At 37.8% G+C, this 15905-nt stretch carries 13 protein-coding genes; 9 read left to right on the plus strand and 4 right to left on the minus strand.

Annotated features, from left to right (window positions below; genetic code table 11):
* Positions 1-3 precede the first annotated feature (3 nt).
* Positions 4-543 carry an NADPH-dependent FMN reductase gene (locus BD809_RS11420; RefSeq protein ID WP_148783104.1) on the minus strand — a complete coding sequence of 180 codons (540 nt, stop codon included), beginning with the start codon at positions 541-543 and terminating at the stop codon, positions 4-6.
* 76 nt (positions 544-619) lie between these two features.
* Between BD809_RS11420 and BD809_RS11425 the strand changes: the two genes are divergently transcribed.
* Positions 620-1981, plus strand: coding sequence for a DEAD/DEAH box helicase (locus BD809_RS11425; protein WP_148783105.1), 1362 nt, complete (start codon positions 620-622; stop codon positions 1979-1981).
* 11 nt (positions 1982-1992) lie between these two features.
* On the plus strand, positions 1993-3768 hold the full coding sequence (locus BD809_RS11430) for an ABC transporter ATP-binding protein (protein ID WP_148783106.1): 1776 nt from the start codon (positions 1993-1995) through the stop codon (positions 3766-3768).
* A 63-nt stretch (positions 3769-3831) separates the two neighbouring features.
* On the opposite strand, the gene lpdA is transcribed toward BD809_RS11430, so the two are convergent.
* Positions 3832-5238, minus strand: a complete 1407-nt coding sequence (gene lpdA, locus BD809_RS11435) for a dihydrolipoyl dehydrogenase (RefSeq protein WP_148783107.1) — start codon at positions 5236-5238, stop codon at positions 3832-3834.
* 304 nt (positions 5239-5542) lie between these two features.
* Here lpdA and BD809_RS11440 point away from each other — a divergent pair, with 304 nt between their 5' ends.
* Positions 5543-7081, plus strand: coding sequence for a hypothetical protein (locus BD809_RS11440; protein ID WP_148783108.1), 1539 nt, complete (start codon positions 5543-5545; stop codon positions 7079-7081).
* Positions 7082-7271: 190 nt separating this feature from the next.
* Here the strand turns inward: BD809_RS11440 and glyA are convergent, their stop codons facing one another.
* Positions 7272-8546 carry a serine hydroxymethyltransferase gene (gene glyA, locus BD809_RS11445; RefSeq protein ID WP_148783109.1) on the minus strand — a complete coding sequence of 425 codons (1275 nt, stop codon included), beginning with the start codon at positions 8544-8546 and terminating at the stop codon, positions 7272-7274.
* 110 nt (positions 8547-8656) lie between these two features.
* Between glyA and fahA the strand changes: the two genes are divergently transcribed.
* From fahA to BD809_RS11470, 5 genes are all read left to right on the plus strand, one after another.
* Complete coding sequence (gene fahA / locus BD809_RS11450) at positions 8657-9937, plus strand: fumarylacetoacetase (protein ID WP_148783110.1); 1281 nt, start codon at positions 8657-8659, stop codon at positions 9935-9937.
* A gap of 116 nt (positions 9938-10053) precedes the next feature.
* Positions 10054-11238, plus strand: a complete 1185-nt coding sequence (locus tag BD809_RS11455) for a hypothetical protein (protein ID WP_148783111.1) — start codon at positions 10054-10056, stop codon at positions 11236-11238.
* A 13-nt stretch (positions 11239-11251) separates the two neighbouring features.
* Positions 11252-11854, plus strand: a complete 603-nt coding sequence (locus tag BD809_RS11460; RefSeq protein WP_148783112.1) for a Crp/Fnr family transcriptional regulator — start codon at positions 11252-11254, stop codon at positions 11852-11854.
* Between the two features lie 87 nt (positions 11855-11941).
* Positions 11942-12214, plus strand: coding sequence for a hypothetical protein (locus BD809_RS11465; protein WP_148783113.1), 273 nt, complete (start codon positions 11942-11944; stop codon positions 12212-12214).
* A gap of 9 nt (positions 12215-12223) precedes the next feature.
* The gene (locus BD809_RS11470; protein WP_148783114.1) at positions 12224-12625 is read left to right on the plus strand and encodes a group III truncated hemoglobin; all 402 of its coding nucleotides are present in this window, start codon (positions 12224-12226) and stop codon (positions 12623-12625) included.
* Between the two features lie 10 nt (positions 12626-12635).
* On the opposite strand, the gene ytxJ is transcribed toward BD809_RS11470, so the two are convergent.
* Positions 12636-13040, minus strand: a complete 405-nt coding sequence (gene ytxJ / locus BD809_RS11475) for a bacillithiol system redox-active protein YtxJ (protein WP_148783115.1) — start codon at positions 13038-13040, stop codon at positions 12636-12638.
* 197 nt (positions 13041-13237) lie between these two features.
* Here ytxJ and clpB point away from each other — a divergent pair, with 197 nt between their 5' ends.
* A complete protein-coding gene (gene clpB, locus BD809_RS11480; protein WP_148783116.1) occupies positions 13238-15838 on the plus strand; it encodes an ATP-dependent chaperone ClpB in 2601 nt (866 codons plus the stop codon).
* The last annotated feature ends 67 nt before the right edge of the window (positions 15839-15905 follow it).

Here is a 15905-nt window from a genome sequence, read left to right on the forward strand (position 1 = left end):
GTGCTACTTGATTTGATGGGCAAAAGTACTGAGAACTTCTTTTAAACCCAACAACAAAGTTTCATCGATAATCTCTTGAGTTTCGATTGAAAAGTTATGATGAAATGAAGGAAACGTAAAACTCTCTAAAATTTCGGCACCAAAACGTGGCAACAGGTTTTTTGCCTGTTCCAATGAACCAACACCTCCTCTTTGTCCCGGTGAAGTGCTCATCAACAATATCTTTTTACCTGCTAAAAAATTACGATCAATACGTGATAACCAGTCCATGGTATTTTTGAAAAAAGCACTCCAGCCTCCATTATGTTCCCCAATAGATATAACCAAGGCATCAACATCTGCAATATCCTGACGCAATGCAAGCGCCATCCCGGGAAAACCATCACTTTTTTCCAGATCTTCACTATACATTGGTATGGAATAGTCGGTAAGCTTTATAACCCTAACATGATGCTCCACCAAGTCTTTTGCCACATAATTTACCAAATGATGATTAATTGAGTTTGCACTATTAGAACCTGCAAAGGCTAGAATTTTTGCCATAATCAAAGAGTTTATTTCAAATGTAACTAAAAAGTAAACAAATGAACTACCTTTGCCATCTATTAAAACATTACTTGTGACTTTTACAGATTTAAATTTAAGTACTCCTCTTTTAAACGCATTAGAAGATCTTGGTTTTCAAACCCCTACTCCAATACAATCAGAAGCTTTTTCTGTAGTAATGTCCGGAAAAGATGTGGTTGGAATTGCTCAAACCGGTACTGGTAAAACCTATGCATATATGTTGCCGATTTTGAGAATGCTCAAATATTCGGTTCAGGATAACCCCAGAGTACTGGTGTTGGTACCCACGCGTGAACTAGTTGTTCAGGTAGTCGAAGAAATCAACAAACTTTCTACCTATATTAACGTTAGAGTAACGGGTGTATATGGAGGTACAAATATTAATACACAAAAGCAAGTAGTCGCTCAAGGTTTAGATATTGTAGTTGCTACTCCGGGTAGGTTGTACGATCTTGCGGTGAGCAGGGTGTTGCAACTTAAGTCTATCCAAAAATTAGTAATTGATGAAGTTGATGTGATGATGGATCTTGGTTTTAGACATCAATTGATGAATATTTTTGACATCTTACCTCAACAACGACAGAACATTATGTTTTCGGCCACCATGACCGAGGATGTGGAGTCTATAATTACAGAAATTTTTAAAAATCCTTTAAAGGTTTCAGTTGCCAAAAGTGGAACACCTTTAGAAAACATACAGCAATACGGTCACAAACTTCCTAATTTTTATTCCAAAGTAAACCTTCTTAATCACCTTTTATCTGATAAGGAATTATATAATAAAACATTAATTTTTGTCGGGAATAAAAAAATGGCCGATCGCCTATTTGATCGAATGGAGCAAGAGTTCCCAAATGAATGCAGTGTGATCCATTCTAACAAAACTCAAAATTATCGCTTACAGAGTATCGAAGATTTCGGAAACGGAACGCACCGTATTCTAATTGCTACCGATGTTATGGCTCGCGGACTTGATATTGACGACATCTCGCATGTAATTAATGTAGACACTCCAGGGTATCCCGAAAATTATATGCACCGTATTGGACGTACAGGGCGTGCTCAAAAAGAAGGAATTGCACTCGTGTTAACCACCCCCGCAGAAGAAGAAGCCCTTGAAGATATTGAGGCTTTAATGGAAATGCAGGTGGAACAACTAGACACGCCCGAAGCGGTTGAGATGTCTACGGAACTGACTCCTGAAGAAGAACCTAGAGTCTTTGAAATAAACAATCCTCATAAGCGTCCAAATACAGAGGAGGTGGGACCAGCTTTTCATGAGAAGAAGGCTAAGAATAAAAAGGTGAATCTTGGAGGTAGCTACCAACGAGAAATCAAGAAAAAATATAAAAAACCTAAAACTAAAGGTGATAAAACCTTTAATTTGAAACATAAGAAGAAAAAAAAGAAATAATAAAAATTTCTATGAGAGCAGCAGCGGATACATCATCACGCAAAGATCCCAAAGATACATCAAGAGTTACCATTGCGCAGGCGTTCAAAACCATAATTTGGCCTCGTCGAAATTTAGTATTTGTTGGATTGATCTTAATTGTTTTCAGTCGTTTGGCCGGACTCGTTTTACCAATTGCGAGTAAGTACCTGATGGATGATGTGATTGCGAAGAAAGATTATCAAATGCTTAAAATTTTATTGGCAGTTGTTTTTATCGCCATTGTAGTGCAAGCTGTTACCTCATATTTACTCACTCGTATTTTAAGCGTTCAAGCTCAATTTTTAATTTCAGAATTGAGAGCTCAGGTTCAAAAAAAAGTACTTTCCTTACCAATTCGATTTTTTGACAATACAAAATCAGGAGCCTTGGTCTCTAGAATCATGAGTGATGTTGAGGGTGTACGTAATCTTATAGGGACGGGATTAGTACAGCTCGTAGGTGGGGTGATCACTGCGATAGTATCCTTAGTGCTGTTAATCAATATCAGTCCGTCGATGACATTATTTGTTTTGGTTCCGGTAGGTTTATTTGGTTTAGTTGCCTTAAAAGCGTTCAAATTTATTCGACCTATTTTTAGAAAGCGGGGTGCTATTAATGCCGAGGTTACTGGTCGTTTAACTGAAACGCTCGCAGGGATCCGTGTCATCAAAGGCTTTAACGCCGAAGCGCAGGAAAACACAACCTTCGAAGAAGGTGTAAATCGATTATTTCTAAACGTAAAAAAGAGTCTGACAGCCACTGCCTTGATGGCAAGTTCGTCTACCTTACTGTTGGGAATTGCCTCTACCGGAATTATGGGAATTGGAGGCTATAAAATCATGATGGATCAAATCACGGTAGGTGATTTTCTATCATTTACACTCCTACTGGGATTTATGATTGCACCTATTGTCCAGATGAGTAATATAGGGAGTCAACTCACCGAGGCACTGGCAGGATTGGATAGAACTGAAGAGCTCATGAACGAAACTGCCGAAGAGGATGTCGCTCAGCGTACAGAAACCCTAAACAATATTGAAGGAACGATTATTTTTGACGATGTTTCGTTTGCTTATGAAGAAGACAAAGAAGTATTACATAATATTTCATTTACAGCTTCCTCGGGATCGGTCACGGCCCTCGTTGGGAGTTCCGGATCCGGTAAATCCACTATTGCCGGACTGGCAGCCACTTTTTTAAATCCTCAATCAGGTGTAATTACAGTCGATTCAATTGATATTACCAAAGTAAAACTAAGTAGTTATCGTCGTAATCTAGGCGTAGTTTTACAAGATGAATTTTTATTTGAAGGAACAATTAGAGAAAATATTCTTTTTCCGCGCCCAGATGCTTCCGAAGAACAACTTCAAGATGCAGTAAAAGCTGCGTATGTCAATGAATTTACCGATCGGTTTGAAGATGGGTTGAATACACTAATTGGAGAACGCGGAGTTAAATTATCAGGTGGACAACGTCAACGCATAGCTATTGCCCGTGCCATTCTTGCAAATCCCAAAATTATTATCTTAGACGAAGCTACTTCAAATCTGGATACCGAAAGTGAAGCGTTAATTCAAAAAAGTTTATCCGAACTTATGAAAGGTCGAACCACCTTTGTTATCGCACATAGATTGAGCACGATTCGCAAAGCCGATCAAATACTGGTTATCGAAGGTGGAAGGATTGCGGAGCGCGGTACACATGATGAACTTATTAGTAAAGAAGGACGCTATTTTGATCTATATACGTATCAGGCGAGAATATAAAAAAACTCTCAAGGTACGTACCTTGAGAGTTTTTGAATGATATTTTACAATATATAATTTTACTTATACATGCAATGCTCTATTATCTGTAGCAGCTAATGCAGCTTCTTTTATTGCTTCAGTAAATGTTGGATGCGCATGAGACATACGCGAAATGTCTTCGGCAGATGCTCTGAATTCCATTGCAGTGACCGCTTCAGCAATCAAATCGGCACAACGTGCACCAATCATATGAACTCCTAAAACCTCATCTGTCTTCTCGTCTGCAAGAATTTTAACAAATCCATCAAGATCTGCACTTGCTCTCGATCTCCCTAAAGCTCTAAACGGAAACTGACCGGATTTGTATTTTATACCTGCTTCTTTTAGTTCTTCTTCAGTTTTACCAACTGCAGCAACTTCTGGCCATGTATATACTACTCCCGGAATTAAATTATAATCAATATGTGGTTTCTGTCCTGCAATCGTTTCTGCAACAAATACTCCTTCTTCCTCGGCTTTGTGAGCCAACATCGCTCCTTTTACTACATCCCCGATAGCATAGATATTTTTTACTGATGTTTGTAAATGATCATTAATCTCTACCTGACCTCTATCCGTAAGTTTTACGCCAGCTGCCGCTGCATTCAGTCCATCAGTATAAGGTCTTCGACCTACAGAAACTAAGCAATAATCTCCTTTAAATTCTACAGGATTTCCTTTTTTATCATCCGCGGTGATCGTTACTTCCTCTCCTTTTCGGGTCACGGCCGTCACCTTATGAGAAGTGTAAAATTTCACCCCTTGTTTTTTCATCACTTTGGTTAACTCTTTGGATAGCGCTTTATCCATACCCGGGATGATACGATCCATAAACTCTACCACAGATACCTCTGCTCCAAGTCTACGGTATACTTGTCCGAGCTCTAAACCAATAACTCCTCCACCAATGATCACCATATGCTTAGGAATCTCTTTTAGCTTCAAAGCTTCTGTGGACGTAATGATTCGTTCTTTGTCAATTGTTATAAACGGTAAGGAAGATGGCTTTGAACCGGTAGCAATAATGGTATGCTTGACCTCAATAGTTTCCTGACCACCTTTGGTCTTATCAATAGTAATATGAGTGGCATCTTTAAAAGAACCAACCCCTTCAAAAACATCAATATCATTTTTCTTCATCAAAAAACTCACCCCATCACAAGTTTGGTCTACAACGGCTTGTTTACGAGAGATCATTTTTTCAAGATTAATCTTAACCTCTCCCGGAATTTCGATACCGTGATCTTCAAAATGCTTCACAGCATGCTCGTAGTGATGTGAGGAATCTAACAATGCCTTACTTGGGATACACCCAACGTTTAAACAGGTACCTCCTAAGGTTGAATATTTTTCAATTATTGCAGTTTTCATGCCCAGTTGTGCGCATCGAATTGCGGCCACATATCCACCAGGTCCAGAGCCAATTATAGCTACATCATATGTACTCATATTGCTGTTTTGTCTAGTATATTGTTGATAAATTCACTTAAAAATTGTCTTATAAAATAAAACTTGCATTGCTTCATCTTGCTTTTTAAGAAAATTAACTTTCAAAGTTTAAATCGTAAAAAGCAGTTGATTTTTCTAATGCACAACAAATGTACAAATGTTTTGTTTGTTACCGAAGTAAAGCGTTGCGCAATTTCTACCCTTTCCTGACCCGCTTGAGTCGCAAAAAAATGATAACTTTAAGCGCTCAGAAATATTGCTGTGATACAGCATACTTCTTTTAGCCTTCTTTTTAACTTGCTATATGCGTACGATATATTTTCTTTTTTTAGTGATTAATCTTATTGTATGGAGCTCCTGTCGTACTGATTTTGAAGCGCGTCCCAGTGAAGGTACTCTGCAGTTTTCTACAGATACTTTATTCCTGGATACACTGTTTACGAATACAGCCTCAAGTACGTACAGCCTAAAAGTCTACAACCGCGCCGATGAGGCTATTTCGATTCCGTCGATTGCTTTGGAACGCGGACTCGAATCTACTTACAGACTCAACGTTGATGGTCTCTCCGGTAAAGCATTTAAAGATATTCAGATTTTAGCTAAGGACAGTATTTTCATTTTTGTTGAGACTACCACAGATATTACAGCTCAGTCAACAGCTACTGAATTTATATCTACAGATCGTATTCTATTTGACAGTCAGACCAAGCAACAAGATGTAGATTTGGTCACCTTGGTCAAAGATGCAGTGTTTTTATTTCCTGAAAAGAATGCGATGACCGGTCAAAAAGAAACGTTATTGCTCGGTGAGGATGAAGCTACTAACGAAATACGTATCGAAGGATTCTTTTTAAAGGATAACCAGTTACATTTCACCAATGAGAAACCTTATGTTATTTACGGATATGCAGCCGTTCCCCCGGAAAAAACTTTGATTATAGATCCGGGAGCTCGTATTCACTTTCATAAAGATTCCGGTATTATCGTAGCTAATAATGCTACATTACAAATTAACGGAGCAATCAGTGAAGATCCCGAAGCGCTAGAAAACGAAGTAATTTTTGAAGGTGACCGACTGGAACCCGGGTTTAGTGATATTCCTGGTCAATGGGGCACTATTTGGTTAACTGCAGGGAGTACAGGTCATACGATCAACCATACAACGATAAAAAATGCAACGGTTGGTATCCTTATGGACTCAAATGATGGGAACATCTTACCCACGCTAACCATCAAAAACACACAAATATATAATGTAGCTACTGTTGGGCTATTGGCAAAAAATGGGTTTGTTGAAGCAGAGAATATGGTAATCAACAATGCAGGTCAGTCTGCATTAGTATGTAATCTGGGAGGAAATTATAGTTTTACACATTGTACTTTTGCTAATTATTGGCAGGCTGGTTTCAGAGAATTTCCGGCAGTTATTTTACGCAATTTTTTACCAATCTCATCCAGTGAGGTAATAGCTGCAGATCTTGTCAAAGCCACTTTTACAAATTCCATCATTTATGGAACAGAAGCCATAGAGTTAAATCTTGAACGTGTTGAAGAAGCTTCGTTTAATTACCTCTTTAATCATTCACTCCTTCGCTTTGAGTCAAATAGCATTGACACCGGTAACTCCGGGTTATATGATTTTTCTAATACCAGCAGGTATAATAGGATAATTCTCAACGAGAACCCTTTATTCAAAGCTCCCTTTGACAATGAGCTTTCTATCAGCGAGAACTCTCCTGCTAATAATAAAGGTATTACCACACCCGTTACCACAGATATAATCGAAAATGCTCGAGATCCTGGGAATCCCGATATGGGTGCTTATGAGAGTGTATTCTTTTAAAGAACTAGTTTTATCTTCTATTTTCTCTGTGTAATCACACAATATGTGCGTCAGGGATAGCAGTGTAAATCCCGCCGTTTGACTTCAGTCAATCAAGGAATTGAAACGGATAGCCCGCCCGGACGCAAAAAAAAACCTGCCAATAGTTATTGACAGGTCATCATATAGTTAATTGCGTGAATGTATCTTATTACGCTACAAAAAGTGGTTTGTCTGACATCATATCGTTCACATCATTCGCGATGTCGTGCAGCATATCGTCATTCTCAATATTTTGTATCACGCGATCGATCAATGCTACGATGGTGGCCATATCTTCTTCTTTAAGGCCTCGTGTAGTAACAGCAGCCGTACCAATACGAATTCCGGATGTTACAAAGGGTGACTTATCATCAAATGGTACCATATTCTTGTTCACTGTAATTTCGGCTTTTCCTAAGGCTTCTTCAGCTTGTTTTCCTGTCACATTCTTATTGCGTAAATCAATCAACATCATGTGATTATCGGTACCTTTTGAAATTACATCATAGCCAAGTGCTACAAATGCTTCTGCCATTTTGGAAGCATTTTTCTTCACCTGAACAATATAATGTAAAAACTCATCGGTCAATGCTTCACCAAAAGCGATAGCCTTTGCAGCGATAATATGTTCTAAGGGTCCTCCTTGGTTTCCAGGAAATACTCCGCTATCCAACAAGGAAGACATCATTCTTTTCTTTCCATTTTTAAGTGTGATACCGAATGGATTTTCAAAGTCTTTACCCATCAAAATCAATCCGCCTCTAGGACCTCGTAAAGTTTTGTGCGTTGTAGTGGTTACTACATGACAATGCGGAATCGGGTCTGCAATGACGCCTTTGGCAATCAATCCTGCAGGGTGTGCTATATCTGCTAATAACAGTGCACCAACACTATCTGCTATAGCTCTAAAACGTTTGTAGTCAATTTCACGAGAATAGGCAGAGGCTCCGGCAATGATCATTTGCGGTTGCTCTTTTTCTGCAATCTCTTGAATTTTATCATAATTAAGCATCCCGGTCTCCTTATCTACACCGTAAAAAACAGGATTATATAGTTTTCCCGAAAAGTTAACTGGTGATCCATGCGTTAGATGGCCTCCATGAGAAAGATCAAATCCTAAAATTTTATCTCCCGGGGTAAGACATGCGTGATATACAGCTGTATTTGCCTGTGAACCTGAATGAGGTTGCACATTAGCATACTCAGCTCCAAATAATTCCTTTGCGCGATCAATAGCTATTTGCTCGACAACATCTACAACTTCACAACCACCGTAATATCGTTTTCCCGGATATCCTTCGGCATATTTATTCGTTAATACCGATCCGGCAGCTTCCATAACCTGTTCACTAACAAAATTTTCTGAAGCAATAAGTTCTAATCCGTTTATCTGACGTTCTTTCTCGTCCTGTATTAAGTCAAAAATCTGTTCGTCGCGTTGCATGTAGTATAGTTTGTTAATTAAAGTTCAAAAATAGCAAATACATTCGTTAAATTAGATGAAAATTATATATTTGATCATAAGAAATACCAGTAACCTATAAAAGACACACAATGCCCATAACAGCAAATAATCCAAAAAGAAAGACGTGGATTGAAACCACTCCTAATACCGACTTCCCAATACAGAATATACCGTTTGGTGTGTTTCTTACACGAGACGATATTATTACGATCGGAACGAGGATAGGAGACACGGCTATTGACCTTGGTGCATTACATCAATTAGGATACTTCAAAGGCATACCGCTTACCGATGATATTTTCTTGCAGGATTCATTGAATGATTTTATCTCTGATGGTAAGAAAACATGGCGATTAGTTCGTAACCGTATTGCTGATATCTTTGATGAAACGAATGAAACACTTAAAAATAACATCGAGCATCGCAAAATTGTACTCTTTGCTCTCAATGAAATAGAGATGCAATTACCGGTGAGTGTTGGGGATTATACAGACTTTTACAGCAGTATAGAACATGCTACCAATGTGGGTAAAATGTTTAGAGATCCTGATAACGCATTACTCCCTAATTGGCTACATATGCCAATAGGATATCACGGACGTAGTAGTTCGATCATACCTTCGGGCATCCCGGTACACCGCCCTCAGGGACAAAAAATGATCAATGGTGAAGAAAATCCGATTTTTGGCCCTTCACGTTTAGTGGATTTTGAATTGGAAATGGCTTTTATAACCACTGATGCAAATCATTTGGGTGAACCCATCCCAATTGAAGAAGCCGAGGATTACATCTTTGGATTGGTTTTATTTAATGATTGGAGTGCGCGTGATATTCAAAAATGGGAGTACGTACCTCTAGGACCATTCTTAGGAAAAAGTTTTGCATCCTCAATGTCTCCTTGGATTGTAACGCTTGACGCTCTTGAGCCTTATCGTGTAGCGGGTCCAAAACCTATTAAGGAACAGTTTCCATACCTACAGTATAGTGGAAAGAAGAGTTTTGATATTAATCTTGAAGTTGCTATTCAGCCGGAGAATGCTGTCGAAACCGTTGTTGGTAAAACAAACTTCAAATATATGTATTGGAATATGGCACAACAATTAGCGCATCATACCGTTAACGGATGTCCTATAAACTCAGGTGATATGATGGGTAGTGGAACAATTTCCGGACCTACTGAAGACTCGTTTGGCTCCATGCTCGAATTAAGTTGGAGGGGTGAAAAGCCTGTACAACTTAACGAGGGTGGCAGCCGAAAATTTATTGAAGATAATGATACCGTTATCATGAGAGGACATTGTGAAAAGAACGGAATTCGTATTGGATTTGGTGAAGTTGCTTCAAAACTATTACCGGTTTTTAAGAAATAATCTAAATACTCCTTATACCCATAAGCTTCAAGGCCTAGTGTTTTGAAGCTTTTTTTATGAATAAATGTTAAATTTGGCACCACTATTGTTTTTAACTAGCTCCTAAATCAATCATTATGAAAAAACTATTACTTATTCTTTTCACTATCTCCCTTGCTCAAGGATGTAGTAGTGTGAAGCAAAATCAGAAAGCTCTTAATAAAGGTAATTATGATACTGTTATTAATAATAGCCTCAAAAAATTGCAAAGCAATAAAAACAGTAAACGTAAGCAACCGCTCATTTTAATGTTGGAGCAGGCTTTTGAGAATGCGGTACAACGTGATCTTGATTATATAAAATTTGCGGTACTCGAGAACAATCCCGCAAATTACGAAGGCATCTATAAAACGTATAAAAAACTTGCGAATAGACAGCAACGCATAACTCCTATCCTACCTTTGTATCATGTAACAGAAAACCGAAACGCACAATTCGACTTTAAATCCTACGATGCTAAGATTTTAGAATATCAAAAAAAGTTAGCAGCATACCTTTACCAAAAAGCAAATCAAAGTTTATTAGAACGTCTGTCTAAAAACGAGTATCGCTCAATATATAGAGATCTTCAATATCTTAATAGAATTTCACCGAATTATAAGGATGTGAATAAACTAATGGATGATGTGCATTTTAAAGGCACAAATTTTATAATCGTTTCTTTAAAAAACACTTCCAACACAATCATTCCAAAAAAGTTAGAATTAGATTTACTTGATTTTAGCACCTACGGACTGAATGATTTTTGGACCGTTTATCATAATACACCGCAACGAGAATTGGATTACGATTTTGTAGTTGTCGTAGAATTTCGAGAGATTTTACTTTCTCCGGAGCGAATAAAGGAATTCGAAGCGAAGCGTGAAAAAGAAGTCATTGATGGCTGGGAGTATGTGATGGACGAAAACGGAGAACATATGTTGGATGAAGAAGGAGAATATCTTATCAGAGACAAGTATATAAAGGCGCAATGTCTTTACAACGAATTCATCCAGCAAAAAGCGGTGAATGTATCAGGAGTGGTAACATTCAAAAATATTCAAAACAGACAGACTACCGATATTATTCCATTGGGCAGTGAGTTTATATTTGAACACCACTATGCGCGTATATTAGGTGATATAAGAGCGTTAAATGATAGTGAGCGCTCCTATCTAAAAAATAAGCCACTACCCTTCCCCTCAAATGAGCAATTAGTTTTTGATGCCGGTCAGGACTTAAAGAATGAATTGAAATCTATTTTATCTAATCACTCATTCTAAAGATCAATTCACTATGATTCCTGAAGATATTTTAAATGCTGTCGGTGCAGAACTTAAGTCTTTCTCCAAGGGAGAGCTTTTATTTACAGAAGGTTCTGAACCACTTTTTTATTATCAAATCAAATCAGGAGCAATTAAGATGAATAACTACAATGACGACGGAAAGGAATACATTCAGGGGATTTTTGAGACTGGAAAAAGCTTTGGAGAACCCCCATTACTTGCCAAAGTGCCCTATCCTGCAAATGCTGAAGCTATTGTAGAAAGCAAAATTTGGCGCTTGCCGAAAATAGAGTTTATTTCGCTGCTTTCTAATCATCCTGATATACATATAACATTTACTACATTATTAGCATCAAGATTATATTATAAAGCTGTGATGGTTTCTGAGATTTCAAATCAAGAGCCTGAGCATCGTATCTTGAGAATCATCGATTATATGAAGAAACAATCAGGGAATGTTGATCAGCGAGCTACACAGTCTTATAGAGTAGATCTTACCCGACAACAATTAGCAGATCTAACTGGGCTACGAGTAGAAACTGTTATACGAACAATAAAAAAACTGGAAAATAAGGGTGAGTTGTATATAAAAAACAGAAAAGTTTATCGTTGAGCTTCTAATTAATCCTAATGTTATGATCTCAATCATAAAATCGTAGCATCCCGTAATAGTACTTTTGAATCATAAAATGATAAAGCTATGTATTCAAAGTTATTAGAAGATTTCAGATCCAACTATATGATGTATGTACCACTCATGATAATTTTATCAAGCTGCATGGGATCAATCGCCGCGATGTTTATCCTTGGTCAGGAACGTTTGTTTGCACAATACGTCGAACTAACCTTATGTGTAAGTGTATGTATGATTTTTAATGCCGCTATACTTGCACAAATGAAAACAAAAATAGTTTTTAACTTATTAATTCTCAGTCTTCTTAGCACCACACTTTTGATCCTTATTAATATTTAGCAGAAACGTATGCAACTGAACGATCTAGAAACTAGAAATGATATCATCAAATTGATAACTATCTTTTATAGTAAAGTAAAAAAAGACAGCATATTAGGTCCTATTTTTAATGGAATCATTAACGATTGGGAAAATCATATCATTCATATCGCTGATTTTTGGATTACAAATTTATTTGGTGTACCTGCCTATAAAGGGAACCCTATTTCAAAGCATATTGAAGTTGATAAAAAACAACATCATACGATCAATAATGAACATTTTGGAATATGGCTAAGGCTATGGATTACAACAATAGATGAACTTTTTGAAGGAGAAACCGCAACGCTAGCCAAAGACAGAGCCCGCAGAATGGCTACAATTTTTTTTATTAAGATTTTTGAGAATCAAAAAAACGTTCCTAAAGAATAAATGGAACATCTTATAAATACTTTGCTAATACATCGGTTTCGATCTCGCTATGGGAAGCATGATGAACGACCGTACCATTTTTTAGCAAGATTAACTGAGGAGATTCATGCATTACATCAAATTCTGACGCTATTTTTGCTGATAAGTCCCGGTGATTCAGCAAATCAAGAAAATATATATCTGCGGTATTAAAATCTGAAGAATAACTACCTTCAAAGTTTTTGAGGACCATACGGCTAATACCACAACGTGTGGAATGTTTAAATATAGCCTGTAAGCGTGTGTTCGAATCGACTTTAATGGTTTTTAAGGTCTCATGATCTGTTAAAGGAATCCAAGGAACATCCTTTTTATCCGTATCCTTATTATTCGTCTCTCCGGAATCAGAGCCTAAAAATTTGTTAAAAAATCCCATACGTATCGTTATCCTTTTATTAATTGCCCTCAAAGTTACTTAAATCATGAGTAACTTTATACTACCAATCATTAAGATTATACTAAAATTTATTCCGTCAAAAAGTCAGTTAAATCTTACATAATTCTGTCATTTTGACTCTTAAATTTTCAAGGAATACAATTTGATATAACCAAGAAAACAATAAATGACAACTTATGAACTTTAACAACTTCACTATAAAATCCCAGGAGGCTATACAGCAGGCACAGCAGTTAGCTCAGAGTCTTGGGCATCAGCAAATAGAAAACGAACACCTTTTTAAGGCTATTTTTTCGGTAGATGAAAATGTACTTCCTTTCCTTTTAAAGAAACTTAACGTAAATCTTAGTTTGCTTCAGCAATTACTAGACAGCACCTTAGAGAGCTTCCCAAAGGTAAGCGGCGGAGATACCCAACTATCTCGTGAAGCAGGGAAAACGCTGAATGAAGCAAGTATTATTGCAAAAAATATGAGCGATGAATATGTGTCCATCGAACATCTTGTAATTGCAATTTTTAAATCGAAGAGTAAAATCTCACAAATCCTAAAGGATCAAGGCGTCAATGAAAAACACCTCAAAGAGGCCATTAATGAAATTCGAAAAGGCGAACGCGTTACATCACAAAGCGCAGAAGAGACCTATCAATCTCTTTCAAAATATGCCAAAAATCTTAATCAACTAGCTGAAAGTGGAAAATTAGATCCTGTGATTGGCAGGGACGAAGAGATAAGACGTGTATTACAAATTTTATCGCGCCGTACAAAAAATAACCCCATGTTAGTTGGTGAACCGGGTGTTGGTAAAACAGCCATCGCCGAGGGGTTAGCACATCGAATCATTGCCGGAGATATTCCCGAAAACCTAAAGGATAAACAAATTTATTCCTTAGACATGGGTGCGTTAATTGCAGGAGCTAAGTTTAAAGGAGAATTTGAGGAACGATTGAAAGCTGTGGTAAAAGAAGTAACCACCAGTGAAGGCGACATCGTTCTTTTTATAGATGAAATTCACACCCTTGTCGGTGCGGGTGGCGGACAAGGTGCAATGGATGCGGCAAATATTCTCAAACCGGCTCTAGCCAGAGGAGAATTGAGAGCCATAGGGGCGACCACCTTGGATGAGTATCAAAAGTATTTTGAAAAGGATAAAGCGCTCGAAAGACGTTTTCAAAAGGTTACCGTAGACGAACCCGATACGGAAAGCGCAATATCAATTCTAAGAGGTATCAAAGAAAAGTACGAAACCCATCATAAGGTTAGAATTAAAGATGAAGCGATTATTGCAGCAGTAGAATTATCTCAGCGATATATCACAAATCGATTCTTGCCCGACAAAGCGATTGACCTGATGGATGAGGCTGCTTCAAAATTACGTATGGAAATAAACTCCAAGCCCGAAGAGCTAGACGTATTGGATCGTAAAATCATGCAATTGGAGATTGAGATCGAAGCTATCAAACGTGAAAATGATGAAGTAAAATTAAAATCATTGAATGCAGATTTGGGTAACATCAAAGAAGAACGCAATGAGATGTTTTCAAAATGGCAGAGTGAAAAGGAAGTGGTAGATGCGATCCAGAATGCTAAAACGGATATCGAGGAATATAAACTTGAGGCCGAACGAGCTGAAAGGAATGGCGATTATGGTAAGGTAGCAGAGCTTCGGTATGGTAAAATCAAAGAAGCGCAGGAATCGCTGGATGAGTTGCAAAGACGATTAGACGAGCAACAAAGCGCGTCCTCATTAATAAAAGAGGAAGTGACCAATGATGACATTGCCGAGGTAGTGGCCAAATGGACGGGAATCCCTGTGACCAAAATGTTACAGAGCGAACGAGAGAAACTATTGCACCTTGAAAATGAACTTAAAAAACGAGTTGTAGGACAACGCGAAGCGATTCTAGCGGTTAGTGATGCCGTAAGAAGAAGTCGCGCAGGACTTCAAGATCAAAAACGACCAATTGGTTCCTTTTTATTTTTGGGTACTACCGGTGTTGGTAAAACAGAGCTTGCCAAAGCACTGGCCGAATATTTATTTGATGATGAAAGTGCAATGACGAGAATTGATATGAGTGAATATCAAGAACGACATTCGGTTAGTAGACTTATAGGGGCACCGCCCGGATATGTAGGTTATGATGAAGGTGGACAATTGACAGAAGCTGTACGCAGAAAGCCTTATTCTGTAGTCTTGTTGGATGAAATTGAAAAAGCGCATCCGGATACGTTCAATATTTTATTACAAGTTTTGGATGAAGGACGTCTTACCGACAACAAAGGTCGTGTTGCTGATTTTAGAAATACCATAATCATAATGACCAGTAACATGGGAAGTCATATCATACAAGAAAAATTTGAAGCTATTAAAGATATGGACACCGCAATGGAAGGTGCCAAGGTTGAAGTTCTTGGTTTACTCAAACAAACCGTACGGCCCGAATTTCTCAACAGAATTGATGACATCGTAATGTTTACTCCGCTTACAAAAGCTAATATCAAAGAGATTGTCCGTCTGCAATTAAAGAATGTATCTAAGATGTTATTACAACAAAACATAACATTGGATGCTACTGATGAAGCGGTTGAGTATTTAGCTAAAAAAGGTTTTCAACCTGAGTTTGGAGCCAGACCGGTAAAGCGAACGATTCAGAAAGAAGTGTTGAACACGTTATCTAAAGAAATCTTATCTGCTAAGGTAACTACAGATAGTGTTATCCTAATTGACGCATTTGACGATCAATTAGTCTTTAGAAATGAGGGAGATTTGGTTACATAACAAGAATATTTACAAATATTTTTTTGAAAAAGGGTTGTAAGCGGTGCGTTTACAACCCTTTTTATTC

Origin of the sequence: Aquimarina intermedia (assembly GCF_008124785.1) — a bacterium.
Taxonomy (GTDB): domain Bacteria; phylum Bacteroidota; class Bacteroidia; order Flavobacteriales; family Flavobacteriaceae; genus Aquimarina; species Aquimarina intermedia.

Coding starts and splice junctions, on each gene's coding strand:
- BD809_RS11420 (WP_148783104.1), bottom strand. CDS start 543: ATGGCAAAAATTCTAGCCTTTGCAGGTTCTAATAGTGCAAACTCAATT.
- BD809_RS11430 (WP_148783106.1), top strand. CDS start 1,993: ATGAGAGCAGCAGCGGATACATCATCACGCAAAGATCCCAAAGATACA.
- lpdA (WP_148783107.1), bottom strand. CDS start 5,238: ATGAGTACATATGATGTAGCTATAATTGGCTCTGGACCTGGTGGATAT.
- BD809_RS11440 (WP_148783108.1), top strand. CDS start 5,543: ATGCGTACGATATATTTTCTTTTTTTAGTGATTAATCTTATTGTATGG.
- glyA (WP_148783109.1), bottom strand. CDS start 8,546: ATGCAACGCGACGAACAGATTTTTGACTTAATACAGGACGAGAAAGAA.
- fahA (WP_148783110.1), top strand. CDS start 8,657: ATGCCCATAACAGCAAATAATCCAAAAAGAAAGACGTGGATTGAAACC.
- BD809_RS11455 (WP_148783111.1), top strand. CDS start 10,054: ATGAAAAAACTATTACTTATTCTTTTCACTATCTCCCTTGCTCAAGGA.
- BD809_RS11460 (WP_148783112.1), top strand. CDS start 11,252: ATGATTCCTGAAGATATTTTAAATGCTGTCGGTGCAGAACTTAAGTCT.
- BD809_RS11465 (WP_148783113.1), top strand. CDS start 11,942: ATGTATTCAAAGTTATTAGAAGATTTCAGATCCAACTATATGATGTAT.
- BD809_RS11470 (WP_148783114.1), top strand. CDS start 12,224: ATGCAACTGAACGATCTAGAAACTAGAAATGATATCATCAAATTGATA.
- ytxJ (WP_148783115.1), bottom strand. CDS start 13,040: ATGGGATTTTTTAACAAATTTTTAGGCTCTGATTCCGGAGAGACGAAT.
- clpB (WP_148783116.1), top strand. CDS start 13,238: ATGAACTTTAACAACTTCACTATAAAATCCCAGGAGGCTATACAGCAG.